The 24,353-nt window shown below is 65.9% G+C and carries 19 protein-coding genes and 1 tRNA gene; 8 read left to right on the plus strand and 12 right to left on the minus strand.

All coding sequences use genetic code 11. From position 1 onward, the window contains the following. Window positions 1–33 precede the first annotated feature (33 nt). Entirely contained in the window at window positions 34–1,173 is a 1,140-nt protein-coding gene (locus tag CRO39_RS11315) for an AAA family ATPase (protein ID WP_202926315.1), read from the plus strand. Between the two features lie 199 nt (window positions 1,174–1,372). Next, entirely contained in the window at window positions 1,373–3,409 is a 2,037-nt protein-coding gene (locus CRO39_RS11320) for a S8 family peptidase (RefSeq protein ID WP_202926314.1), read from the plus strand. Window positions 3,410–3,736: 327 nt separating this feature from the next. On the opposite strand, the gene CRO39_RS11325 is transcribed toward CRO39_RS11320, so the two are convergent. The 7 genes from CRO39_RS11325 to dtd all read right to left on the minus strand — a co-directional run bounded on the left by CRO39_RS11325 (window position 3,737) and on the right by dtd (window position 11,800). Then, entirely contained in the window at window positions 3,737–4,951 is a 1,215-nt protein-coding gene (locus CRO39_RS11325; protein ID WP_097122072.1) for a tyrosine-type recombinase/integrase, read from the minus strand. A gap of 177 nt (window positions 4,952–5,128) precedes the next feature. Then, window positions 5,129–5,204: transfer RNA gene (locus CRO39_RS11330), tRNA-Ile, on the minus strand. 65 nt (window positions 5,205–5,269) lie between these two features. After that, window positions 5,270–7,171: a glucans biosynthesis glucosyltransferase MdoH gene (gene mdoH / locus CRO39_RS11335; protein WP_097122073.1), complete on the minus strand. Its 1,902-nt coding sequence runs from the start codon at window positions 7,169–7,171 to the stop codon at window positions 5,270–5,272. Further along, the gene (locus CRO39_RS11340) at window positions 7,168–8,679 is read right to left on the minus strand and encodes an OpgD/OpgG family glucan biosynthesis protein (RefSeq protein WP_097122074.1); all 1,512 of its coding nucleotides are present in this window, start codon (window positions 8,677–8,679) and stop codon (window positions 7,168–7,170) included. The genes mdoH and CRO39_RS11340 overlap by 4 nt, the downstream gene beginning before the upstream one ends. Window positions 8,680–8,787: 108 nt before the next feature. After that, window positions 8,788–9,336, minus strand: coding sequence for a hypothetical protein (locus tag CRO39_RS11345; protein ID WP_141400779.1), 549 nt, complete (start codon window positions 9,334–9,336; stop codon window positions 8,788–8,790). A gap of 22 nt (window positions 9,337–9,358) precedes the next feature. Further along, on the minus strand, window positions 9,359–11,212 hold the full coding sequence (rpoD, locus tag CRO39_RS11350; protein ID WP_097122076.1) for an RNA polymerase sigma factor RpoD: 1,854 nt from the start codon (window positions 11,210–11,212) through the stop codon (window positions 9,359–9,361). A 147-nt stretch (window positions 11,213–11,359) separates the two neighbouring features. Beyond that, window positions 11,360–11,800, minus strand: coding sequence for a D-aminoacyl-tRNA deacylase (gene dtd / locus CRO39_RS11355; protein ID WP_097122077.1), 441 nt, complete (start codon window positions 11,798–11,800; stop codon window positions 11,360–11,362). Window positions 11,801–11,949: 149 nt separating this feature from the next. On the opposite strand from dtd, the gene CRO39_RS11360 reads away from it, so the two are divergent. From CRO39_RS11360 to CRO39_RS11385, 6 genes are all read left to right on the plus strand, one after another. Beyond that, on the plus strand, window positions 11,950–12,849 hold the full coding sequence (locus CRO39_RS11360) for a lauroyl acyltransferase (protein ID WP_097122078.1): 900 nt from the start codon (window positions 11,950–11,952) through the stop codon (window positions 12,847–12,849). A 26-nt stretch (window positions 12,850–12,875) separates the two neighbouring features. Further along, window positions 12,876–14,324 carry an SEL1-like repeat protein gene (locus tag CRO39_RS11365; protein WP_097122079.1) on the plus strand — a complete coding sequence of 483 codons (1,449 nt, stop codon included), beginning with the start codon at window positions 12,876–12,878 and terminating at the stop codon, window positions 14,322–14,324. Next, window positions 14,324–14,863: a PH domain-containing protein gene (locus CRO39_RS11370; protein WP_097122080.1), complete on the plus strand. Its 540-nt coding sequence runs from the start codon at window positions 14,324–14,326 to the stop codon at window positions 14,861–14,863. The genes CRO39_RS11365 and CRO39_RS11370 overlap by 1 nt, the downstream gene beginning before the upstream one ends. 8 nt (window positions 14,864–14,871) lie before the next feature. After that, window positions 14,872–16,371 carry a PH domain-containing protein gene (locus CRO39_RS11375; protein ID WP_097122081.1) on the plus strand — a complete coding sequence of 500 codons (1,500 nt, stop codon included), beginning with the start codon at window positions 14,872–14,874 and terminating at the stop codon, window positions 16,369–16,371. 86 nt (window positions 16,372–16,457) lie between these two features. Continuing rightward, window positions 16,458–17,222 carry a glycosyltransferase family 2 protein gene (locus CRO39_RS11380; protein ID WP_097122082.1) on the plus strand — a complete coding sequence of 255 codons (765 nt, stop codon included), beginning with the start codon at window positions 16,458–16,460 and terminating at the stop codon, window positions 17,220–17,222. A gap of 40 nt (window positions 17,223–17,262) precedes the next feature. Beyond that, the gene (locus CRO39_RS11385; RefSeq protein WP_162125830.1) at window positions 17,263–18,333 is read left to right on the plus strand and encodes a glycosyltransferase family 9 protein; all 1,071 of its coding nucleotides are present in this window, start codon (window positions 17,263–17,265) and stop codon (window positions 18,331–18,333) included. Here CRO39_RS11385 and CRO39_RS11390 read toward each other — a convergent pair. From CRO39_RS11390 to fmt, 5 genes are all read right to left on the minus strand, one after another. Further along, window positions 18,309–19,124, minus strand: coding sequence for a glycosyltransferase family 2 protein (locus CRO39_RS11390; RefSeq protein ID WP_097122084.1), 816 nt, complete (start codon window positions 19,122–19,124; stop codon window positions 18,309–18,311). The two genes, CRO39_RS11385 and CRO39_RS11390, sit on opposite strands and share 25 nt — an antisense overlap. A gap of 175 nt (window positions 19,125–19,299) precedes the next feature. Beyond that, the gene (locus CRO39_RS11395; protein ID WP_097122085.1) at window positions 19,300–20,301 is read right to left on the minus strand and encodes a glycosyltransferase; all 1,002 of its coding nucleotides are present in this window, start codon (window positions 20,299–20,301) and stop codon (window positions 19,300–19,302) included. A gap of 259 nt (window positions 20,302–20,560) precedes the next feature. Continuing rightward, a complete protein-coding gene (locus tag CRO39_RS11400) occupies window positions 20,561–21,856 on the minus strand; it encodes an O-antigen ligase family protein (RefSeq protein WP_141400780.1) in 1,296 nt (431 codons plus the stop codon). Window positions 21,857–22,076: 220 nt separating this feature from the next. Next, the gene (rsmB, locus tag CRO39_RS11405; protein ID WP_097122087.1) at window positions 22,077–23,369 is read right to left on the minus strand and encodes a 16S rRNA (cytosine(967)-C(5))-methyltransferase RsmB; all 1,293 of its coding nucleotides are present in this window, start codon (window positions 23,367–23,369) and stop codon (window positions 22,077–22,079) included. Continuing rightward, window positions 23,369–24,286, minus strand: coding sequence for a methionyl-tRNA formyltransferase (gene fmt, locus CRO39_RS11410; RefSeq protein ID WP_097122088.1), 918 nt, complete (start codon window positions 24,284–24,286; stop codon window positions 23,369–23,371). Before fmt ends, rsmB begins: the two co-directional genes overlap by 1 nt. Window positions 24,287–24,353: the final 67 nt, after the last annotated feature.

The raw sequence follows: 24,353 nt of genomic DNA on the forward strand, positions 1-24,353 counted from the left end.
AGGCCAGTTATCTATACAAAGACGCCTGTATCCTTGCCCGACGCCCCGAAGATGCACGTTCTTCCCGAAGACCTTGTGGAATTCGCTGACGCAGCCCTTGCTGCCGACTACACGCGCCTGCGCAAAGTAGGGCAACGGATAGCCAAGGCCCTGGAGGCATCTGATGCAGATGCAGAGACTGCCCGTCGCTTTCGGATCTCGTTGAACCGCAAGGGCGTCCCGCTGCGCGCGTCCGGCTACAGCGAGGCACTGCCTTTGGATAGCAAGTCAAGGCTTCCGCTATTGGAAGAACTGCCGTGGCCAAACTCGCCGGTCTTTCTCGATTCCTCAGGGAAGGAACAGTTCTCGGCATTCCTGACTGACGTCACCAATCACGAGCTTCTGGCGAGCAAAGGGCTGGCCTCACGCCTCGCCCTGATGCTTTCCGGCCCCCCGGGCACCGGAAAAACATTACTTGCAGGACACCTTGCCTCTCAGCTCGGCCGCAAGCTCTATGTCGCAAGGCTGGACTCCATCATCTCCTCGATGCTGGGGGACACCGCCAAGAACGTCCGCAGCATTTTCGATTTTGTGGCCGGCAAGCACGCAGTCCTTTTCCTCGACGAACTGGACGCGATCGCCAAGATGCGGGACGACCGTCATGAGCTTGGCGAACTCAAGCGAGTCGTAAACACGGTGATCCAAGGGCTTGATTCCCTCGATGAGAGCACCATCGTGGTGGCCGCCACAAATCATGCCCAGATCCTGGACAAGGCCATCTGGCGCCGCTTTCCCTACAAGATCGAGTTCGGGCATCCGGATCTAGATCTCAGGCACGCGCTCTGGTCACACTTCCTTAGCGCCTCGGAAGATCAGGACCAACAGATATCTGTCCTGTCGCGAATGTCCAATGGCATGAGTGGCGCGGATATCGAGCAGCATGCCCTGGCGGCGCGTCGACGCTCAGTCCTGGATTCCAGCCCATTGGATATGGCGTCCTTGGGCGGCGCGATCCTCAACAAGAAGGTTGATCACCGTGGCGACGCAAGCGCACGGTTAAGCGATCTGAAGCGCCGTCTTGCACACCACCTCGTCAACGAATGCGATATCGCGCAATCCGAGACAGCCAGATTTCTTGGAGTCAGTAGACAAGCCGTTTCTGCGTACCTGAAGGCCACGACAGATGCCCAGTGAATTTCGACCAGTACTCAACCCCGTTCTTTCTCTGAAGCGGGGCCCGCAACCGACATCAGTTACGGGGCGCGGGGTTACCGAATCGAACGTGCGCACCGAGCGACTCGGAACTCAGAGGAACCTCCTTGCAAGTCGATTCGCTTCACTTCGACAATCACCGCCAGCAAGCCACGCCGGAAAGATCCTCGTGGCGGTACACATGTTCGAGGACTCGCTCGCACCCACGCATGAGCCCGACGCCCTATTTCGGGAGACGCTCAACACCCCGCTTGTAGCGCCCCTGAGCGATGGATATCTCGCCGAAGTTCCGTTGCATGCCCTGTCCAATCTTGAAGAGCTTGTAGCTCATGGAACGCATGTAACCGTAAGAGCGACGGTTTCAAGAATTCGCGATATCAAGCCTTACGCCATCGATGATGTACTGGGACGCCGCTCTCCAGAACGGGTTTGGGAGTCCGCTATCCAAGCCGACGGCGGGCACATATTTACTGCGTGGCTGGCCCCATACGCTGATGGGAGCGCAAGGGAAAGTGTTGCAAGGCAGCTGTTGGAGCTCAAGGATCAGGGCGTAATACTCCCACTCAACAACCTTGTATCCATCACTCGCGAACCAGGATCAGATGCCGATCAGCTGCAAGTTCAGGCAAGCCCAGCATCGCAAAGCATCGTGCGAGCAGTGCGCGAGTATCGACAGAACTCCTATACGAAACTCCAGTTCATTGCCCGAGATGCCGGAGCTCTCGTTCAGCTCGTTGCTTCTGGTGCCGTATTCAGGATTGATCCGGTTAGGCCAGTAGTTGCAGCAGAGGTCCCTACTGCCCCAGATCCGGAAAGACCTGTCCCCGACGAGCAGTGGCAACCGATCGTCGGGATCATCGATGGCGGATTGTTCGCACGTAGTTACGAACCGATGGTCGCATGGCGCGCTCCCTCCCTCGTAGCCGATGTTGAGGCTAATCGAACGCATGGGAACAGGGTGGCCTCCCTCGCCGTGCATGGGAGCGCATGGAATCCCCACCTCGATCTGCCCGATCTAACTTGCCGCATCGGTGTAGCGCAAGCCATTGCCAAGGAATTACACGGAGCGTCAACTCGACCGGACTTTATCAGCTATCTGAGATCGGTTGTTGCCCGCCATCATGGCGACACCAAAGTTTGGAACCTCTCGTTCAACGAGCCCGTGCATGGTGACGACCCATTGGAGATGAGCGAGCTTGGGCATGAGCTTCGCAAGATCGCGCGCGAGTACGGGGTGCTCCCGATCGTCTCGATCGGCAACATAGATTCGGACAATTCGCAGCGTCTTTGTCCACCAGCAGACTGCGAAGCAGCTCTGTCTGTTGGCGGACGCAATGCCGATGGGAGAGCCCCCGGTGACGCTTGCACTGTTTGCCTGCCTGGGCCTGGCCCGGACGGACTAACTAAGCCTGAGCTGGCATGGTTCTCCACGTTACGCGGACTCGGCGGAACCGCGGACACCGGAAGCAGTTATGCGGCTGCAGTAACCTCAGCCGTCGCGGCGCATACGTTCCACTATTTGAAATCACCAACGCCGGACCTGGTGCGCGCGCTGCTCATCAACACGAGCGATAGAGACGTACATGACCCCAGGATTGGTTGGGGCTCTCCCTGCAATGGCGCAGCAATGCCTTGGGCCTGTCCTGATGGAAGCGTGACCATGGTGTGGACAGCGGACCTGAGGGCCGGCTACTGGTACTACTGGGATGACATTCCCATCCCACCAGAGCTGGTGCACAACGGGAAGCTAAAGGGGCGCGTCGCTCTGACCGCAATCCTCGATCCCGTCGTCTCAGAACTTGGGTCGGCGAACTACTTTTCCACCCGCCTGCAGGTGGCGCTCCAGTACACAAAACCTGACGGTAAGACTGGAAATTTGGCGGGCTCGATGAAGGAAGACCATGCACCTGAGCAAGAAGCCAGGGCGGAGTGGGCGAAATGGAACCCGATTCGCCATCATGCAGCCTCCATCCCGAATGGGCGCGCTTTTCGGGGCGAAAAGCTGCGCGTTTGTGCTCGAGTTTTCGGCAGAGATCTGTATCAGCACGGGGTAGTTAACAATTCAGAGATCAGCCCCAGCACAGTTGCATTTGCCCTGACCCTGTCTGCACCAGACTCGAATGAGAGCGGTAGTGGCATCTACAACTCGGTAGCAAGACAGCTCGGTACGTACGTGGAGAGCGCGGTTAACGACATCGAGGTCTCCATCGAGCAATAGAACCTCGCAGCACAAGGCAACCCGTAGCAACATCGATCAACGACAAGAGCACCGTCGTGACTCGTCGCAATACCTGAGTAGTACTCGCGCGCGACTCGGCGCTGGCAATCTAGCTGCGCCCTGCCAGCGCGCGAATCCATGTGAAAGACGGAATCCCAGAGCATGGGGGAGCGAACTCAAACACCGGATTTCTGGCGGTAACTATGGCGGTAACTTGAAACCTTAATTTCCCTAAAGCCTTGTTTTTGTAATGCGTTGCCCTCACTTTTCGAGAGCACCCATACCGACAGCTCCGCCTACAATCTCCCCAGAATCCTGCGCGAAGCCTCACGCCGTCTTCTTACGAATCGGTACGACTTTCTTTTCGGAGTTTCTCAAATTGTCCAGGTAGTCAGCCCACACCTGCATCATCTTCTTTCGTTCCGATAGATGAGCTGTACGGTTGTAGGCCCTCCCTAGCGGATCACGTACAGCGTGCGCGAGCTGATGCTCGATGTAGTCAGGACGGAACCCCAGCACTTCATCCAGCACGGTACGCGCCATCGCGCGGAAGCCGTGGCCTACGATGGTCTCGCCGTCGAACCCCAGGTTGCGGAGCGCGGCGTTGACCGTGTTCTCGCTCATGGGGCGATCGGCACTACGTACGCCTGGGAACACGTAGTCACTGCGTTTTGTCAGAGGCCACAGTTCCTCCAATACTGCGACAGCCTGCACGGACAATGGGACGATATGCGCGGTCTTGGTCTTGCTGGTGACGTAGCGCCACTCCGCGGCCTCCATGTCGATGTCGGCCCACTTGGCGTGTCGCAGCTCACCGGGGCGCACGAACAGCATGGGAGCAAGCTTGAGGGCTGCTTGGGTCACGGGTGAGCCCTGGTAGGCCCACAGCGCGCGCAGAAGCTCTCCGATCCGCTCGGGCTCGATGAGACTTGCGAAATGTTTGGTTTTCGGCTGTTCCAACGCCCCTGTCAGATCATCAGCGGGGTTCCGCTGGGCTCGGCCTGTAGCAACGGCGTACCGGAAAACTCGCCCTGCATGGGCGCGCGCCCGGTGGGCGGTCTCCACAACACCCCGCCGCTCCAGCTTCCGCAGGGCAGCCAAAAGAATGGGGGCGCTCACATCTGTGATTGGCATATCAGCAATGGACGCCAGGTCCTTTTCGATCAGGCGGCGCTCCCGCTTTACCGATCCCGGGCTAAGCCCCTCCTTCGCTCGTTTGGCCAACAACTCCAGTCCGATGGCCCCAAAGGTGTTGTTTGTCCGCTCGGCCTGCACGGCTCGCTCGACCCGGGCGACATGCGCCGGATTGGCGCCCCCCTTCAGCAGCCTGCGCAGCTTGTCGCGCTCGGCGCGAGCCTGCATGAGCGACATCCCGGGGTACTCGTCAATGGTTATCACGCTTGGCTTGCCAGCATAGCGGTAGCGGTAGCGCCACACCTTTGCACCGGTCGGACGCACCTCAATGCACAGACCATTCGAGTCAGCCACCCGAAAAGAGGTCGCTCTTGGTTTCAGCGCGCGAAGCTTGGTGTCCGTGAGCATGTGAGTCAGGCATCTGTGAGTCAGAGCGACCCAACGCCGCCCAATGACTCACAGCCTGACTCACTTTTTTCCCGGATGCAACTGGACGCCCTTGGACGCCAGAGGATAGATATACGGCTATTTCATCGAAATTTATAGCGTCTGTCGGACCAGGCCGGACATCCCCGGACTACTTTTTGGTGGGCCCACCAGGACTCGAACCTGGAACCAAAGGATTATGAGTCCTCTGCTCTAACCATTGAGCTATAGGCCCGCGGGTGGGCATTGTAGCGGCAACGCGGGGTTGCCGCTCCCTGGTTGGCCTGCGGTGCGGGACTGTCAGGCCAGGCCGGCGCGCAGTTCGCGGGCGCGGGCCAGTACCGGCGGCGGCGCGGTTTCTTCGGGAATGCGTAGCAGACCGATGCGCTGCAGGAACTGGCCTGCGCGTTGCGAAGAGGTCAGCAGCGTGACCGGAATGGACAGCATCATGCCCAGCGTGACCGGCGCCATCCACGCCGCCAGCGTCGGCGATACCGCGTAGGCGGTGACGGCCATCAGCGCGCCGAACAGGCTCAACCCACCATAGCTGCGGATCAGCCCGCTCAACGGCACGCTGCCGTCGTCGCGGCGCTGGGTTTCCCAGCCCGAATCCTTGCCGGACAACACCTCGGCCACGCCGCGCGACTGCACGTACATGGTCACCGGCGCCATCAACGCGGCCAGCAGCGTCTCCAGCAGCATGCTGGCCAGCGACCGTATGGCCCCGCCGCAGCCGCGGCGGGTGTCGCGGTCGGTCAGCATGGCCAGGAAGCCCATCACCTTGGGCGCCAGCAGCACCGACATGGTGAAGAAGAAAACCCACAGGAAGCGTTCGGGATCGCCGCCGCGCCAGTAGGTGGCCGGCGAAAAATCCTCCAGGCGAAGACTGCTGGGCGAAAGGCCGGCCTCGTGCAGCGGAATGGCCAGGCCAACCAGCATCAACATGCCCCACATGGGCGCGGTGAAATAGTGGCCAATGCCAATCATCAGGTGCACACGGCTGATCCAGTGCAGCCCTTTGGCCATCACCACGCCGCCATGCTGCAGGTTGCCCTGGCACCAGCGGCGGTCGCGCACCAGCATGTCGGTCAGCGAAGGCGGGCCTTCCTCGTAGCTGCCGCCCAGTCCCGGCACCATGTGCAGCGCCCAGCCGCCGCGCCGGAGCAGCGCGGCCTCGACGAAATCATGGCTCAGCACGGTGCCCGCGAACGGCTTGCGTCCGCGCAATTCCGGCAGGCCGGCATAAGCGGCGAAAGCGGCCGTACGGATGATTGCGTTGTGCCCCCAGTAGTTGCTTTCGGCGCCATGCCACCAGGCCACGCCATAGGCGGCCACCGGCCCGTACACGCGGTTGGCGAACTGCTGCATCCGCGCGAACAACGTGCGGCCGTTGACGATCACCGGCAGCGTCTGGATCAGCGCCACATCCGGGTGGCGTTCCATCGCCGCCGCCAGCCGCACGATGGTGGCGCCACTCATCAGGCTGTCGGCATCCAGGATCAGCATCTGCGGATAGGCGGCGCCGAAACGGCGCACCCATTCGCCGATGTTGCCGGCCTTGCGCTCGCTGTTGTCGCTGCGGCGGCGGTAGAAGATGCGCTGGGTGTCGCCAAGCCGTTCGCGCAAGGCATGGAAGGCACGCTCTTCGGCCGCCAGCAGCGGCGCGCGATTGGTGTCGCTTAGCACGAAGAAATCGAACTGCGCCAGTTGCCCGGTGGCGGCAACCGATTCGTAGATCGCCTGCAGCCCGGCCAACAGGCGTTCGGGCTCTTCGTTGTAGGTCGGCATCAGCAGCGCGGTACGCGAACGCAACCGCGGCAGCTCGCCTTTGCTGTTGACGTCGAGGCGGCCATTGCCGCGCGCCACCACCAGCACGAAACCGGCCACGGCACTGATGAAGGAAAACGCAATCCAGCCGAACAACGCAATGAACAGCACCAGCAGCACGCCTTCCAGCACGGAGGTGCCGTTGCCGCGCAGCACCCACCAGATCTGGTAGGCGGCCAGCAGCGTCAGCACCGCGGTGCCGCCGAATACGCAGGCACGCCGCAACGCCATGGCCTGCGGCGAACTGGGCAGTGGCGTCTTTGCCGCACTGGCCGCATGCAGCGGCTGCACCGGCATCGGCAACGGCGATTCGGCCGGCAGCAGGGGGGCCGAATGCTCCAACGGCACGGTAGCCGCCCGTTCGACAGGACTCATGGGGTCCACCGGTACAGCCAGGTTTCCGACAGCGGCCCGCGCGCGTCCTGCGCGCGCGCATGCAGTTCCACGTCGCGCTCGCCTGCCGGCGTGAACTCGAAGCTCAGCCGCCAGCCGCCGGTTTCCGGATTGGCATAGATCACCGGGTTGGCGATGCGGCCGTTGGATGCCCAGACGTCCGCATCCACCTTGGCGGTAGGCGGCAGCTTGGCCAGCCTGCCGCCGGCCAGTTCCATCACCACCAGCCGCGTACCCGGTTGCGGCGCCGCGCCGATACGGGTCATCGCCACGACCGCCAGCTCGGGTTGCCAGCTGTGGTCGCGGCACCAGTGCAGGCGGTAGTCGAAACGGTATTCGCGGCCGGCGGCCAGCGGCGCGGCCGGGCGCCAGAACGCCACGATGTTGTCGTGGTATTCGTCGGCGGTGGGAATCTCCACCAGCGTCACCGCGCCCGCGCCCCAGTCGCCGCGCGGCTCCACCCACAGGCTGGGGCGGTTCTGGTAGCGCGCTTCGGTGTCGGCATAGTCGGTGTAGCTGCGCTTGCGCTGCATCAGCCCGAAACCGCGCGGGTTGCGATCTTCGAAACCGCTGATCTGCACGCCGGCCGGATTGCGCAGCGGCCGCCACAGTTGTTCATCGCGGCCGTTGAGCATGGCCAGGCCATCGGAATCGTGCACCGCGGGGCGGTAGTCGTCCACGCCGACCCGGTCGCCGGCGTCGAACTCGAACATGCTGGTCAGCGGCGCAATGCCGGCGCGGCTCAGCGTCACTCGCGGGTACAGCCGCATGCGCACGTCGAACACGGTTTCCACGCCGGGCGTTATCGCAAAGCGGAACGCCGCCGCCGCGCTGGGACTGTCGAGCAGCGCATGCACGACGATATGGCTGGCGCCGGCGGCCGGCCTTTCAATCCAGAACCGCTTGAACAGCGGAAATTCCTCCGGCCCCGGATCGCCGCTGCCCAGCGCCAGTCCGCGCGCCGACAGGCCGTAACCCAGTCCCTTGGCCACCGCGCGGAAGTAGCTTGCGCCCAGGAAGGCGCACAGTTCGTCGTAGTAGTCCGGCCGGTTCAACGGCGTGTGGATGCGGAAACCGGCAAAGCCCAGGTCGCCGCCTTCCGGCGCCGGCATGTTCTTGAAATCGAACAGCTGCGGCGAATACGCCAGCGCGGTCGCGGCGCCGTTCTCCACCAGCGACACGTCGACACGGTTGGGAAACAGGAAACCGCGATGGAAGAACTGCAACTGGAACGGCAACCCGTCGCCGCGCCAGAGCGCTTGCGCCGGGTCGAAGCGGATGTCGCGGTACTGGTCGTAGCCGACCTGCAGCGTCTCCGGCAACGAGGTGTCCGGCGGCTGGTAGGCGCGGGCCGCCAGCTGCCGCGCCAGCGCCGCAACGGTGTCCGCATCGAAACCTTTGGCGGTTGCGGCCGCAGCGGCGCCCAGCGTTCCCAACCCCCCCAGCAGGGGCAGCGATAAGCCCGCCTTCAGCAGTTCTCGGCGTTCCACAGTCTCTCCGGCAACAGTTCCCCGGGCGAGTCTAGAAAACCGCTTGTGAGCGCCGCGCATACGCCGGAACGGGCGGCCACCCGCCGGCAGACGGATTTACGCCAGGCGTCAGTCCGCGGCCAGAATGGACTGGAAAACGCCCACGCCAAGGGCTTCCCATCCCAGGAACGCGGCGATCGCCAATAGCATCAGCGCCAGGAACACCAGCAGCGAGATGCCGGCTGCGGCCCAGTTGGAGCGCGTGGGGATTCCGCGCATCCTGCGCTCGTTGATCTGCGATTGCTGATACTGCTTGGCCAACTGCACCATCGCCACAACCTGCGGAATGAGGAAAACCACGCCCGGGATCGATTCGGGCAAAACGAACATCACCACGATTACCCCGGCAAAAGCCGCGATCGAATAGAGAATCGTCTTGCGCGCCTTCTCGGGTTGGCCCAGCGCGCGAAAGTTCATGGCCATCAATAACCCGCCCGCCAACAGCGAACCGAGAAAGGTCGCCAGGCCGATGCCCGAGACCTTGAACAACCTGGCCTCCGGGTTTTCCAGGCTGGCCGAACCCAGGCCCGATGCGGGCATCTGGTAAGGGTTTTGCTCGTCCATGCCGATGTTCTCCTCTGCTGGCAAACAAGACAGGCCCCTTTCGGGGCCTGCCAATTCGTTGCATTGCGGCGCAGGTTTACTCGATATCGAGGAAGCTGCGCAGCTGTTCCGAGCGGCTGGGGTGACGCAGCTTGCGCAACGCCTTGGCCTCTATCTGGCGGATGCGCTCGCGGGTGACGTCGAACTGCTTGCCCACTTCTTCCAGCGTGTGGTCGGTGTTCATGTCGATGCCAAAGCGCATGCGCAGCACCTTGGCCTCGCGCGGGGTCAGGCCGGCCAGCACGTCGCGCACGGTTTCGGACAGGTTGATGTTGACCGTGTTCTCGATCGGGGACTCCACGTTGGTGTCCTCGATGAAGTCGCCCAGGTGGGAATCCTCGTCGTCGCCGATCGGGGTTTCCATCGAGATCGGCTCCTTGGCGATCTTCATCACCTTGCGGATCTTGTCCTCGGGCATGTCCATTTCCTTGGCCAGTTCCTCCGGCGTGGCCTCGCGGCCGTACTGCTGGAGCATCTGCCGGGAAATGCGGTTGAGCTTGTTGATGGTCTCGATCATGTGCACCGGGATGCGGATGGTGCGCGCCTGGTCGGCGATCGAGCGGGTGATGGCCTGGCGGATCCACCAGGTGGCGTAGGTCGAGAACTTGTAGCCGCGGCGGTATTCGAACTTGTCCACCGCCTTCATCAGGCCGATGTTGCCTTCCTGGATCAGGTCCAGGAACTGCAGGCCGCGGTTGGTGTACTTCTTGGCGATGGAGATCACCAGGCGCAGGTTGGCCTCGACCATTTCCTTCTTGGCCTTGCGCGCCTTGGCCTCGCCATAGGCCATCGCGCGGCTGATTTCCTTGATGTCGGCCAGGCTCAGGTACATCGCCTGTTCGATGGCGATGGTGGCTTCCTGTTCGGCGATGATCTGATCCTTGACGTCGCGCAGCGCCGAGGACCACTTCTGCTTGCGCTTGAGCACTTCATCGACCCAGCCCAGATTGGTCTGGTTGCCTTCCCAGGCACGGATGAAATCCTTGCGCGGCATCTTGGCCGAGTTGGTCGACAGGTACAGCACGCGGCGCTCGTGATCCTTGATCTGGGCGACCACCTCGCGCAGCTTGCGCACCAGCGTGTCGGTCAGCGCCAGCGGCAGCTTGAGGGTGACGAAGATTTCGCCCAGATCGGTGCGCAACTTGGCCACGGCCTTGTTGTCGGCGCCGTTCTTGGCGTAGGACTTCTTGAACTTGGCGTAGCCGTCGGCCAGCGCCTGCATGCGGCGCGCGACCTCTTCCGGATCCGGGCCGGTCGGGCCGGCTTCTTCGGCAACATCGTCCTCGGCGTCGTCATCGTCGGTTTCGGCGTCGCTGTCGTCGTCCGCCACCGCCGCCACCGGCACTTCCTCGACCGGCTCTTCAATATCGTTGAAACCGACCACGATTTCGGCCAGGCGCTTCTTGCCGGCCTTGTGCAGTTCGTAGTCTTCCAGCAGCAGTTCGATCGACCACGGGAAGTTGCCCAGCGAGGCTTGCACCTGGCCCAGGCCTTCCTCGATGCGCTTGGCGATGGCGATTTCGCCTTCGCGGGTCAGCAGCTCCACCGTGCCCATCTCGCGCATGTACATGCGCACCGGGTCGGTGGTGCGGCCGCCTTCGGTATCGAGCGCGGTCAGCGCGGCGGCGGCTTCTTCGGCGGCGGTATCGTCGACTTCGCGGCCACCGTCGCTGGTACCGGCCAGCAGCAGGGTTTCGGCATCGGGCGCGACTTCGTGCACGTCGATACCCATGCCATTGATCATGCCGATGATGTCTTCGATCTGCTCCGGATCGACGATGTCGTCGGGCAGATGGTCATTGACTTCGGCGTAGGTCAGGTAGCCCTGCTCAAGGCCCTTGCTGATCAGTAGCTTGATGTCGGATTGTTGGGCAGGACGTTCGTTCGCCATGGGGTTTGGGCCACCGGCAGGAATGGAAGAAGGAACCTAGCATTATACCGTGCCACGGGGCTTTTGACCCGCGGCAAGTGCTGAACGCGCCGCGGCGCGCCAGCAAACCGGAGCTTCCATGCCGCCACCGTGGCGGCATTGCGCGCCTCAGGGGCGCAGCAGGAAGGTCACCGGCCCGTCATTGACCAGGCTGACCACCATATGGGCACCGAAACGGCCGGTTTCCACCCCTGGGGCATGTTTTTGCCGGCAGATCTCGAGCAGACGGTTGAAGCCGCGTTCAGCCTCGGCCGGCGCGGCCGCCGAGCTGAAACTGGGCCGCATGCCCGAGGCGGTGTCCGCAGCCAGGGTGAACTGGCTGACCAGCAACAGGCCGCCGCCGGTATCAGTCAAAGATCGATTCATCTTGCCGGCATCGTCGGCGAACACCCGGTAACCCAGCAGCCGCTGCGCCATCCGCTGGAACTGGGCCTCGCCGTCGCCGGGCTCCACCGCCACCAGCGCCAGCAGGCCGGGACCGATGGCGCCGATGGTCCGGTTGTCGACGGCCACCGAAGCCTGGGTCACGCGTTGGATTAGGGCGAGCATGGGGGAGTGAGGAGTGAGGAGTGAGGAGTGAGGAGTGAGGAGTGAGGAGTGAGGAACGAGGAACAGCATCGGGCTTTCGGTGCCGGCTGGGAAGGCCAGGCAACCCAGCGCAAGAGCCCGCTGCGGATTTGGCGGCTAGACTTGATGGCATGAATCCGAAATTTCTTGCTGCCCTGCTCTACCGTTGCGTGTGGCTGGTCGGCCGTCTGCCCTGGTCCTGGCTCAACCGGTTGGGGGATGGGCTGGCCTGGCTGTGGCGCCGCCGCGATGCCCGCGAAAGCCGGGTGGCGCGGCGCAACCTGCAGATCGTCTACCCGGAATGGTTGCCCAGCCAGCGCGAGGATCTGCACCGCGCCATCCTGCGTACCACCGCGCAGCAGGCGCTGGAAACGCTGCGTTTCTGGACCCGGCCGCCGGCCGAAAACCTGGCCCGCCTGCGCGAACGCCACGGCGAGGCGCTGTACGACCAGGCCCTGGCCTCGGGCAAGGGCGTCATCGTCGCCGCGCCGCATTTCGGCAACTGGGAACTGCTGAACCAGTGGCTGGCCTCGCGCGGGCCCATCGCCATCGTCTACGCGCCGCCGAAATCGCCGGTGGGCGATGCCTTCCTACTGCGCGTGCGCGGCGCCGACAACATCCGCCAGGTGCGCGCCGAAGGCCCGGCGGTGCGCCAGTTGTGGAAGGTGCTGAAGGACGGCGGCGCGGTCGGCATCCTGCCCGATCAGCAACCCAAGCTGGGCGATGGCGAATTCGCGCCGTTCTTCGGCAAACCGGCGCTGACGATGACGCTGGTGTCGCGCCTGGCCGAGCGCACCGGCGCCATCGTGCTGCTGGCCTGGTGCGAACGCATCGGCCCCGGCCCGGATTTCGCGCTGCATGTGCAGCCGGCCCCGGCCGCCATTGCCGATCCGGATCCGGCGATCGCCACCGCCACGCTCAATGCCGAGGTCGAACGCATCGCCCGCCGCGATCCGGCCCAGTACCAGTGGACCTACAAACGCTATACCCTGCGTCCTCCGGGCAGCGGCGAGGACAATCCCTACCTCTGACCGAAATGGACATCAGGGGAAACCGAATGCGTGTATGGATATTGCTGGCGGCGCTGGTCGCAGCGCCAGCCTTTGCCGGCGAAGAGCTGGCCGAGATGAACGCGGTCAGCCGCGTATGGGATCGCTATGCGAACCTGAGCAGCCACACCGACTCCATCAGCGTGGATCTGTTCGCCGACTCGAGCGTGAAGCACTTCGGCTTCCTGCGCGATGCGGCCCTGTATGCCTCGCCCGAGCAGCTGCGGCGCATTCCCGCGGCCGACCGGCTGCTGGTGTATCTGCTGCGCTCCAGCCAGAGCGCCGAGGCGTTGCAGGCAATGGAACCGGCCGCGGTCGCGCGGCTGCTGGTGCAGCAAGGTTGGGTCGGCGTCAATTCGCAGGGTTCGGGTCAGCCGCTACCTACGCTGACCCAGGTCACCGTGCTCGATGGGCTGGCAGTTGGCGAGTTTGCGACACCCACCGAATCCCAGTTCCAGTTCGGCCCGGACTTCGTCAAGCAGGAAGACGGCTGGAAATTCCGCTACGAATCGCTGGTGCCCGACGCATCGCTGGGAATCGAGCAGGCCATCCGCAGCTCCGGCCTGGACAGCACGCGCCTGCTCGAAATCACCCTGGCGCGAATGCTCGACGCCGGCGACAACCCGCCCGCGCTGGCGGTCCTGGACCGGCCGTTGCGCGACGACCCCGCGTCGCGCACCCGTCTCAACGAAATCTGGCCCGACTACGATCTGACCTACCGCCATCGCTATGCGGCCGTGCGCCGCAAGGCCGGCGCTGGCGACGGACTGTCCCAGTATGTGATCGGCATGCTGATGGTCAGCGGCAGCCAGCCGCGCTACATCGAACAGGATGAGGCGGCCGGCATCGCCTTGCTGGAGCAGGCCAGCGACAACGGCAACGCCGATGCCGCGGAAGTTCTGGCGAGGTCCCTGTTCTCCGATCCCTCGCAGCTCGACGACGCGCGGTTGCGGCGGATACTGCCGCATGTGCGCCGCGCCGCCGAAGCCGGCAGAGCCGAAGCCATGACCCTGCTGGGCCTGTTCTATCTGGAAGGCGCCGGCGGACTGACCGCCGATTGCCGGCAGGCGGCGGAGTGGCAGGCGCGCGGCGAGGAAGCCGGCATCGCCCATGCCCGCAACGAGCAGGTGTGGACCTGGGCGACCTGCCCGGTGGCCGGACAGCGCGATCCCGGCAAGGCACTGGCGCTGGTCCAGCACATGGTTGCCCAGCGCGACCAGCTGACCGGCGGCGAACTGGACACCATTGCCGCCGCCTTCGCCGCCAATGGCGATTTCGCCCAGGCCATCGACTTTCAGCAACAGGCCATCGCCAAGCTGGGCGCCGAACAGATGGAGAAAAAGGCCCGCACCGCCACACTCAAGCGCATGCGCGCACGTCTGGCCGGTTACCGGCGCGGCCGCGACTACGTGCAGGATTACGACACCTTCGCCGAAATCAGAGCCGGAACCTACTGATGTCCGACACCGCCGCGCCGCCCCCGCTTCCGCCTGCATGGAGCAGCCCCGCCGCACCGGCGGCCGCCAATGCGGACTGGCAGCCGCTGCCGCCGCGCGGCGCCTGGCTGGCCGCACTGGGCGGCGCGCTGGCGACGGCGTTCCCGTTCGGCTTCGGGTTCGGCTTCCTGGCGCTGGTTTCGAAACTGGCTTCGCCGTGGTGGGTCGCGCCGGCGGCGGCGCTGATCGGCGCCGGCCTGGGCGCGCGGCTGGCGGTGAAGCGGCACCGCCGCACGTTCTGGAAACTCGATGAGGAAGGCTTCGCGTTGCGGCGCGGCCGCTGGTGGCAGGTCGAGAGCCGGGTGCCGATTTCGCGCGTACAGCATCTGGATCTGAAACGCGGTCCGCTGGAACGCAGCGCGCGCCTGTCCACGCTGGTCATCCATACCGCCGGCACCAAGCTGGCGGCGGTCTCGGTGTCCGGCCTGGACGTCGACGATGCCGAGCGCCTGCGCGACCTGCTGGCGCGCCAGCTCGACCGCAACGACGACGCGCTGTGAACGCATCGATGCCCGACGCCGGTGCCGCCGCGCCGCAGGAGCGCCGCCTGCATCCGTGGTCGTGGCTGTTCGTGTTGCTGCAGCAGCTCAAGCAGTTCATTTTCCCGCTGGTGGCGCTGCTGGTATTCGGCGGCCGCGGCAGCCGCGGCGGGGAATGGGCGGCACTGGGGCCGGCCATCGCCATCGGCGTGCTGGTCGTCATTTCGGTCGTGCAGTACTTCACCTATCGCTACCGCGTCGGCCGGGACAGCCTGAGCGTGCGCGATGGCCTGTTGCACCGGACCCTGCGCGAAATCCCGTTCGCGCGCATCCACAACGTGGTGGTGCACCAGTCGCTGCTGCACCGGGTGTTCGGGGTGGCCGAAGTGCGGCTGGAGTCGGCCGGCGGACAGAAGCCCGAAGCGCAGATGCGCGTGCTCAGCCTGGCCGATGCGTTGGCGCTGGAGAACCTGGTCAAGCACCGCGGCCGCGCCGCCGAGGCCGGGCAGGCGCAAGCGGCCGACAGCCTGCTGACGCTGCCGCTGCGCGAAGTCGTCCGCCTGGGCCTGATATCCAACCGCGGCATGATCCTGGTCGCGGCGGCCTTCGGCGCCGCCTGGCAGATCCTGCCCGAAGACCGGATGGCGTCGATATTCCGCGACGGCTTCCGCCAGGCCTTCGGCTATGCCAGCCATCTGCAACTGGGCTGGCTGAGCACCGCCGTATCCGTTGCCAGCCTGATCGTTGTCGCGGTGGTGCTGTTGCGCGGGCTGTCGGTACTGCTGGCGCTGCTGCAGTACTCCGGCTTCCGGCTCAGCGAGGAGCAACGCCGGCTGATGGTCGAACGTGGGCTGCTGACGCGACTGCGCACCAGCGTCGCCCGGCGCAGGATCCAGGCCTGGACCCTGCAGGAGGGGCTGCTGCACCGCTGGTTCAAGCGGCGCAGCCTGCGCATCGACACCGCCGTGGCCGAGCAGCAGAACCAGGGCGAACAGCGCGCGTTGAAGGAACTGGCGCCGATCGCCACGCCGGCGGCCTGCGACCAGCTGGTGCAGCATCTGTTGCCGCAGGCGCAGTGGCCGCGCGAAGACTGGCGGCCGCTGCCGGTCGGCGCCTGGTGGCGGCTGTTCCTGCCTACCGCAGCGGTCGTAGCGTTGCTGGCGGGCGTGCTGAGCTGGCGTTTCGGCGCTTGGGGCCTGCTGGCGCTGGCGTGGCTGCCGTGGGGCGTCTACGAATCGCGCCAGCACGCGCGCCGGGCCGGTTATGCGCTGGACACGCAGCTGATCGCGGTGCGCGGCGGCTGGTGGGCGCGCTACTGGCGCTTTGCCGAAATCGACAAGCTGCAGGCGCTGCGCCTGAGCCGTTCGCCTATCGACCGCCGCTGCGGCACCGCCTCGCTGTGGCTGGACACCGCCGGCGCCACCGGCATGGCGCCACCGCTGCGCATCCGTTTCCTGCCCGAGGCCGAAGCGCGGGCGCTGTACGAACAGCTGGGCCGCGCGCTGGCGCGGCGGCGGCTGCGGTGGTGAGCGAAGCGTTCAGCGGCAGCGCCGCTCCTTCTCGTCACCGCACGGCCGGATAGGCGAAAATACCGCCTCTTTCCCCGGTGCCCCGCATGCCGACTCCCCTCCCGCTTTCCGGCGTAGTCATCAGCAAGAACGAAGCCGACCGCATCGGCCGCTGCCTGCAATCGATGCGCAGCGTCTGCAGCGAGATGCTGGTGCTGGACTGCGGCTCCGACGACGATACCGTGGCCATCGCCAGGCAGGCCGGCGCACGCGTCGAGCACCAGGACTGGCTGGGCTTTGCCGGACAGAAGAACGAAGCGATCTCGCGCGCGACCCAGCCCTGGCTGCTGCTGCTGGACGCCGACGAGTGGCTGGCCGACGGCGCCGAACAGCAACTGCGCGAGCTGTTCGCCAGCGGCCGCGTCGAACAGGCCGACGTCTGGCGGCTGCGCCGCAGCAACTGGTTCCTGGGCCGGCGCCTGCACGGCTACGAAAGAACCGAACGCCTGGTGCGCCCGGACCACCGCTACCTGCCGATGCGCGTGCACGAGCGCCCGGATCTGGCCGGCAAACGCGTGCTGGACTGCGATGCCATCATCGAGCACAACACCGCAAGGTCGCTGCAAGCCCACCGCGCCAAGAACGACCGCTATGCGCAGCTGTGGGCCGAGCAGCGCCACGCCGACGGCAAGCGCTGTTCGGCGCTCAGCCCGTGGACGCACGCCGCCGCCTACTGGCTCAAGCAGTACCTGCTGCGCGGCGCCTGGCGCGATGGCCGCCAGGGCTGGCAGTTCCACGCCAGCCACGCGCGCGCGGTGGTGCGCAAGTACCGGCATCTGCACGCCTTGGGCAAGGCCGGAGCCCCGGTATGAACGGCGTGTCCGGCGCATCGTTTCCGTCGGCGGAGGGCCCTTGCCCGTAAGTCCGCGCCCGCTGGTGGTGCGTTGCGGCGCATTCGGCGATGTGGTGATGGTCACCACATTGATCCGGCTGCTGCACGCCCGCTACGGCGCCCCGGTCGATGTGGTCGGCTCCGGCGGCTGGACCGCGCCGTTGCTGCGCAACGAGCCTGCGCTGGGCCACCTGCAGATCGTCAACAGCCGTAACGCGCCGTACCTGCTCTGCCCCAGCCAATGGGCGCTGGTGCGCTGGCTGCGCCGGCGTGGCCGCGGTCCGGTCTATCTCTGCGACAGCGATGAAGCTACCACGCGCCTGATCGCGCGCGCCGGGCTTCCGGAAGAAGACATCGTCCGCCGCACGCTCCAGGATGACGAATCCGACGGCCTCACCCGGTTATGGCCGGACCGCTGGCTGCGGATGGGCATGCGCAATCCCTCCCGGGCCTACCCGGTTTGCGCGGATGTCGATCCCGCCGCTTATCGCTTGCCGGTACTGACCGTCACCGATGCCGACCGCCAGGATCTGGCGCAATGGCGGACGGCCCGCAATATCGCCGGCCCCTGCGTGCTGTTCCAACCCGGCAACAAGCGCACGCACAAGCGCGGCTCGGTGGCGACCCGCTCGCATCCCAAGTACTGGCCGCCGCAGGCCTGGGCGGAAGTCGCCGCGGCGATTTGGCAGACGCTGCCGCAGGCGCAGGTGCTGTTGTGCGGTTCGCCGGCCGAACGCGGTGTGCTGGAAGAGATCCGCCGCGCCACCGGCGATGACCCGCGCATGCGCAATCTCGCCGACGAGTTGCCGGTGCCGCGGCTGTTGGCATTGCTGGAGCGGGCGCACAGCCTGGTCTCGGTCGATACCGGTCCGGCGCATGCGGCGGCGGCGCTGGGTTGCCCGCTGGTGGTGCTGTTCGGTTCCGCCTCACCGGCCAAGTGGCGGCCGATAGGCCCAGGCAGCATCCTGGTCCTGGGCGGCGAGAACGGTGAGGACAGCCGTGTGCGCGATATCGCCGCCGCCGACGTCATCGCCGCCTGGCGGTCGCTGCCGGCGCGGCAGCAAGATCAGGCCAGCTTGTCGATGCCGTAAGGCGTGCGGACGATTTTCTCGTCGCGGGTCTTGGCGCGGATGTCCAGATTGGCCTGCACCGACTCCTGGGTCTTGTAGCCGCGCGCGTGATCCAGATGCACGCAGACCGCGCGATGGCGGATCTGCTTGCCCATCACGCCGTAGTTCTCCAGCCGCTCGCCCAGCTCGCGATCCGGGCCGCCGTATTTCATGCGCTCGTCGTAGCCGTTGATGGCCAGCAGGTCGGCCTTCCAGGCCGACGAATTGCAGTTGTTGAAGCTGGCCCGCGCGGTGGTGATGGAATCGAGCAGGCGGGCGCTGAACTCGCCCGCCCCCAGCTTCAGCGTATTGGACAGCCCCAGTTTGTCCTGCGACTTCAGCCAGGAAAGATCGAAGCAACGGCCGCTGCGGATGTCTTCGGCCGCTATCGCCTTGCTCAGCTTCATGCTCAGCTTGCAGTAGCCGCCGGACAGGAAACGGCCCTTCTCGGCATGGCGGGCATGGACCTCGACGAAATCCTTGCGCGGGATGCAATCGCCATCGGTGAACAGGATGTAGTCGTGCTCGGCGATCAGGATGGCCTGGTTGAGGATCTCCTGGCGGCGGTAGCCCTGGTCCTCATGCCAGATGTGCCGCAACGGCACCGGGTAGTCGGCGGCAAAACGCTCGACCAGCTCCTTGGTGCTGGGTCGGGAGCCGTCGTCGGCGACGATGACCTCGAAGTCCCGCCAGGTCTGGTGCTGGTAACCCAGCAGGACCTTGGTCAGCCACTCCTCGGCGTTGTAGGTGCTGATAATGACCGAAATTTTCATCGTTGCTTCAGGCCGTTTCCTGTCGTTTCCGCCGCCAAGCGCGGCCCGGTGCCGCATTATCGCCGCCAGCGGGCATCATAACGCGACAGCAGCCCCGCTTTGCCCAACGGCAGGACCGTCTGATCCCGCACCAGGGTTATAAATCCGCCGGACTGAACGGCATTTCGCGGAGCTGTCAGCCAGCGATACCGCGGCCCGATGCCTCGCGCACTGCCTGCACCAGGCGGTGGCGGAAGGTCGCATCGTTGTCGATGAAGAACTCGCGCGCCGCGCGTGAGCGGGCCAAGATCTCTTCCGCGGACAGATCCAACGCCGCCTGCACCGCCGCTTCGATCGCCCCGGCGTCCACTTGGTAGCGCGTGGCCAACTGTTGCGAAGCGGTGCGGGCGAAGGGGATCAACAGCCCGCGTTCCGGCGTGACCAATTCGTTCATCGGCGCAGCATCGGTGGTCAACGTCACCGCGCCCACGCTGAGCGCCTCCATCAGGTAATGCCCGAAACCTTCCGTTTCCGACGGACACAGGTGGAAGAGGCTTTCGTTCTGCAGCCGGCGCAGTTCGGCATCGTCCAGGTAGTCGATGCGATGGGCGATGTTGTCCGCCTGCGGCCGGAACTTGGCGCTGCGCGGGTGCTGCACCACGGTCAGGAGCGGCCACTCGGGGTGGCGCGCCCAGGTTTCCAACACCAGTTGCGTCTGCTTGGCACTGCTGCGTCCGGCGAGGTGGAAGAAGGTGCGCAGGCGCGGCACCTCCGGGTCGTGGCGATCCATGCTGGTGAAGCCGATCCGCATCACCGCGCATTCGCGCTGCCGGAAAATGTCGACTGCGTGCCCGGTCTTGGCCAGTACGTGATCCATGCGATGCAGGCGCTTCACGTCCGCCGGCTGGCACCATTCGGGATTAGGAATGAAGGCATTGCGGCGCGCGGCGCCCAGGAGCTCGGGGCGGACGTGCTCCAGCATCAGGTTGAGATCGTAGGCGGGCCCGCTGCGCCAACGCCGCCACTGCACGCGCGCGCGCCGCCACCAGGGGCCCAGCCACTTGCGCAGCTTGCCGCGGCCGCGCGCGGGCTGAATGTCCACGCCGATGCCCGCATCCCGCAGCGTGTCGGCGATCAGTTTCAGGTCGCGGCTCAGCCCCACGCCGTTGTCCCAGGCAATCAGATTGACGCGCAGCATGGGGCGGGGGGTTCCTGGCGACGTTGGGCGGCGATTCTATTGACCGCCGCCCTATGGATCCATGAATTCCGCACACCCTTCCTTTTTTGCATTGTGTGCCGATTCACATTGCATCGATATCCGCCCCGGACGGGGCAATTGCGCATGGATTCGGATGAAGCCGCCCGCACCGGGCGTGTCTGCGCCGTGGCCGCGGCGCAAGCGAACCGGCGCAGTCGGCCATGCGGGCATGCTCAGCTGGCGTTTGCCCCGCTGCGATTCATGAATGTCCGCGATCGGGCAACGGGGATCGTCCTGCCGCTTCGGCCTCCCGCATCGCGATGCCAGAGAGCAGACCGACGAAGACGGCATAGGCGCTGCTGGTCAACGCATGCGCAAACATCGACTGGGTCATGCCCGACAGCGCGTACATGACGATCAGCATCAGTCCGGCCCAGGCCGCGCCTACCGGCGGTCCTGCGCCGGCGCGCCGCAGCAGCCGTACGAACAACAACGCTGGCAGCAGATAGAGCAGCACAATCGCCGCCAGCCCGGGCAGCCCCATCGTGGCCGCCCACTCCGCCAGATCGTTGTGGGCATGGCCGAGCTTGCAGAACGCCAGGTCCTGCTGCCGGCAGACGGGGATCTGCCGGATTTCGCCGCCGAACCGATCGATGCCCACCCCGGTCAACGGATGCCGGGCGAACGCCCTGCCCGCCACGGCCAGGAATTCGATGCGGGCGCCCACCGGGGTGTCGACGTGGCCACGCGAGTAGGCCTGCAGATCGGCGCTTACGTGTTGCAACCGGGATTGCTCGGCCAGCTTCGGCACGCTCCAGAGCACCAACAGTGCCGCCGCCGCCACGGCTGCCGCCGCACCCAGCCGCAGCCAGCCCCGGCGACCGCCTCTGAACATCGCTGCCAGCAGCAACAGGCCCAGCCCCGGCAGCACTCCGCGGCTGCCGGACAACACGATAGCCGTCGTACCCAACGCAAACGCCAGCGTCACCGGCAGCAGCACCTGCCACCGCCGGCTCGCGGGCCGGCAATAGACCGCCAACACCAGCAGCGCCAGCACCGCGTTGGCGAACACCAACGGGTTGCTGCCCGCCCCTGCGCGGTGCAACCCGGACGACGCCTGCGCCAGCGCAAGCAGGAAAGCCAGCACGACGCCGGCCATGGCCCCGCGCCACAGCCACAGCCGCGAGGGCGCCGCAGCGTAGGCGACCAGTGCGCACCATGGCAGCAGCAACTGGCGCGCGATATTGTCGATGGTGCGCCAGCCCTGTCCGGACAGCTGCATCGAAAGCATCGACACGCCCAGCACCAGTGCGGCAAGCAGCAGCAACAGCCGCAACGTGCCACCCGCTTCGCGCCAGGCCGATGGAAACCGGCGCATCAGCAGCAGCGTCATCACCAACAGCAGCGCGCCGAACAATGCCAGGCCCTTCGGCAGCACCAGCAATGCCGGCGCCGCAATAAGCGCCAAAGCGCTGACCGCGGCAATCAATGCATGCCGGTCCAGACGCTCCGGCTCGAGAATTCCCTCTCTCACTTCAGACAGCTTCGTATTCAAGCTCAAGATTTCCTGCGGACGTCGCGATGCCGGCACGAGCAACGTAGCGCAGCGACGGTGGACGGCATCTGCGCCGATTCTGCATGAAGTATCCGCAAAAGCCGGTTCGGCTGCAGTGAACACGGTTGCAACCCGGTTGTCCCGCGTTCACTGCGATGAAGAAGACGCGATGATCTGGCGGGTCCCCGGACTCGCAGGAAAGCCCAGGCACGCGTCGCGCCTAATGTTTGCCCAGGCGCGCATAGAAGAAGCCATCGCCTCCGTCCTCCCCCGGCAGGCGTTGCCGTCCCGGTCCGCTGGCGTGGCCAAAGCCTGCCGCCAGCGGTTGCGCCTGCGCATCCGGCGTTCGCGCCAGGAAGGATTCCATCTGGCGCTGGTTTTCGTCCTTCAGCAGGGAACAGGTCGCATAGACCAGCACTCCTCCCGGCAGCAGTGCCGGCCACAGCGCATCCAGCAATCGCGCCTGCAACGCCACCAGCGCGTCGATGTCGCTGGCACGGCGGTGCAGCAGCACATCGGGCTGCCGGCGCACGATGCCGGTGGCTGAACAGGGCGCGTCCAGCAGGATTGCGTCGAAGCCCTGGCCATCCCACCAGTCCGCGGTCCGGGTGGCATCGCCGACCCGGGTTTGCGCGCGGGCGCCGACCCGCTGCAGGGTCTGGCTGACCCGCGCCAGCCGGCGCTGGTCGACATCCAGCGCCAGCAGCGACAGCGACGGATCGCGTTCCAGCAGGTGCGCGGCCTTGCCGCCAGGGGCAGCGCAGGCGTCCAGCACCCGCGCTCCGGCCGCGGGTGCCAGCGCATCGGCCACCTGCTGCGCGGATATGTCCTGTACGGAAACATCGCCTTCGGCGAAGCCGGGCAACAGCGCAACCGGCACCGGCGCAGCAATGCACAACGCATCGGCGAAGGAAGCCGGCGCCAGCGAATCGATTCCCGCCTCCTGCAGCCGCTGCTGATAGGCCTGACGCGAACCCCGTTGCCGGTTGACCCGCAGCCACAGCGGCGCGGCGTCAGCGCTGGCGGCGAAGATCGCGTCGGCCTGTTGCGGCCAGTCGGCCTGTACGCGCTGACGCAGCCACTGCGGCCAGGCGTCGGCTGCAGCGACGGCGGGAATGCCTTCGCGCTGCGCCCTGCGCAGCACGGCGTTGACCATGCCGGCCTGGTGCGGCCGTCCCAGCGCGCGCGTCGCCTCCACCGTCGCCGACAATGCCGCGTGCGCCGGCAGGCCAAGCGCTCCAAGCTGCGCGAAACCCGCCATCAGCAGCGCGCGCAGTTCGCCATCGCGCGGCCCCAGCGGCTTCTGCAGCCATGCCTTCAGTGCCGCGTCATAGGCCGTGCGCTGGCGCAAGGCCGAAAAACAGATCGCTTCCAGCAGCGCACGGTCGCGCGTATCGGCCAGGCGCGGCACGGCGGCGGACAGCTCGGCTTTCAGCGAACGCCCGCGGTGGATGACCGCATCCAGCACGCGCGCGGACAGCACACGCACGGCAACACCGGCCTGGGTGCTCATCAGGCGCCCAGATCCCGGCGCGCGTTGAGGTAGTCGGCAGCGGTGATCGCCTTGCCGCCGTCGCGCTGCACCACCCGCAGCCGCAGTGCGCCTTCACCGCAGGCGATGTCCAGTCCCTGCCTGCCCGCCGCCAGCAGCGTGCCCGGGGCAGCCGCGCGCTGCGCCGCCACCGCCACCGCGCCGTGGATGCGCAGCCGTTCGCCCGCCACCGTCGCCTCGGCCACCGGCCATGGATTGAACGCACGCACCTTGCGCGCAAGCGCCTCGGCTGGCTGACTCCAGTCCAGCCGCGCCTCGGCCTTGTCCAGCTTGTGCGCGTAGGCCACACCCTGTTCCGGCTGCGGCTGCGGCACTGGCCGGATGCCGGCGCGCAGCAGGCCCAACCCGTCGCTCAGCACCTGCGCGCCCAATTCGGCCAACCGGTCATGCAGTTGTCCGCCGGTTTCTTCGGCGCCGATCGGGGTGGTTTGCGACAGCAGCACCGGGCCGGTGTCCAGCCCGGCCTCCATCTGCATCAGGCAGACGCCGGTTTCGCTATCGCCGGCCTCGATGGCGCGCTGGATCGGCGCGGCGCCGCGCCAGCGCGGCAGCAGCGAGGCATGTACGTTCCAGCAGCCGTAGCGCGGAATATCCAGCACCGCCTGCGGCAGGATCAGGCCATAGGCGACGACGACCAGCAGGTCCGGCGCCAGTTCGCGCAGCGCCTCCTGCGCGGCCTTCTTTTTCAACGAAACCGGCTGCAGCACCGGAATGCCGCGCTGCACCGCTTCCAGCTTGACCGGCGATGGCGTCAAGCCGCGACCACGGCCGGCGGGCCGGTCGGGCTGGGTGTAAACGGCGACGACCTCGTTGCGCGCGTGCGCGGCGCGCAGGCAGGGGACGGCAAAAGCCGGCGTGCCGGCAAAAACGATTCTCATGGGGCGGGAATGGGGAATGGGGAAACGGGAATGGTAAGGGTGCCAGTGACGAACTGCTTCCACTATT

Source organism: Pseudoxanthomonas wuyuanensis, from assembly GCF_900215535.1.
In the GTDB taxonomy this organism is placed as follows: domain Bacteria; phylum Pseudomonadota; class Gammaproteobacteria; order Xanthomonadales; family Xanthomonadaceae; genus Pseudoxanthomonas_A; species Pseudoxanthomonas_A wuyuanensis.

Excerpts from the sequence above, each read along its gene's own strand:
- CRO39_RS11320 (WP_202926314.1), top strand. The coding sequence starts at position 1,373 with ATGTTCGAGGACTCGCTCGCACCCACGCATGAGCCCGACGCCCTATTT.
- CRO39_RS11325 (WP_097122072.1), bottom strand. The coding sequence starts at position 4,951 with ATGCTCACGGACACCAAGCTTCGCGCGCTGAAACCAAGAGCGACCTCT.
- mdoH (WP_097122073.1), bottom strand. The coding sequence starts at position 7,171 with ATGAGTCCTGTCGAACGGGCGGCTACCGTGCCGTTGGAGCATTCGGCC.
- rpoD (WP_097122076.1), bottom strand. The coding sequence starts at position 11,212 with ATGGCGAACGAACGTCCTGCCCAACAATCCGACATCAAGCTACTGATC.
- dtd (WP_097122077.1), bottom strand. The coding sequence starts at position 11,800 with ATGCTCGCCCTAATCCAACGCGTGACCCAGGCTTCGGTGGCCGTCGAC.
- CRO39_RS11360 (WP_097122078.1), top strand. The coding sequence starts at position 11,950 with ATGAATCCGAAATTTCTTGCTGCCCTGCTCTACCGTTGCGTGTGGCTG.
- CRO39_RS11365 (WP_097122079.1), top strand. The coding sequence starts at position 12,876 with ATGCGTGTATGGATATTGCTGGCGGCGCTGGTCGCAGCGCCAGCCTTT.
- CRO39_RS11370 (WP_097122080.1), top strand. The coding sequence starts at position 14,324 with ATGTCCGACACCGCCGCGCCGCCCCCGCTTCCGCCTGCATGGAGCAGC.
- CRO39_RS11375 (WP_097122081.1), top strand. The coding sequence starts at position 14,872 with ATGCCCGACGCCGGTGCCGCCGCGCCGCAGGAGCGCCGCCTGCATCCG.
- CRO39_RS11380 (WP_097122082.1), top strand. The coding sequence starts at position 16,458 with ATGCCGACTCCCCTCCCGCTTTCCGGCGTAGTCATCAGCAAGAACGAA.
- CRO39_RS11390 (WP_097122084.1), bottom strand. The coding sequence starts at position 19,124 with ATGAAAATTTCGGTCATTATCAGCACCTACAACGCCGAGGAGTGGCTG.
- CRO39_RS11395 (WP_097122085.1), bottom strand. The coding sequence starts at position 20,301 with ATGCTGCGCGTCAATCTGATTGCCTGGGACAACGGCGTGGGGCTGAGC.
- rsmB (WP_097122087.1), bottom strand. The coding sequence starts at position 23,369 with ATGAGCACCCAGGCCGGTGTTGCCGTGCGTGTGCTGTCCGCGCGCGTG.
- fmt (WP_097122088.1), bottom strand. The coding sequence starts at position 24,286 with ATGAGAATCGTTTTTGCCGGCACGCCGGCTTTTGCCGTCCCCTGCCTG.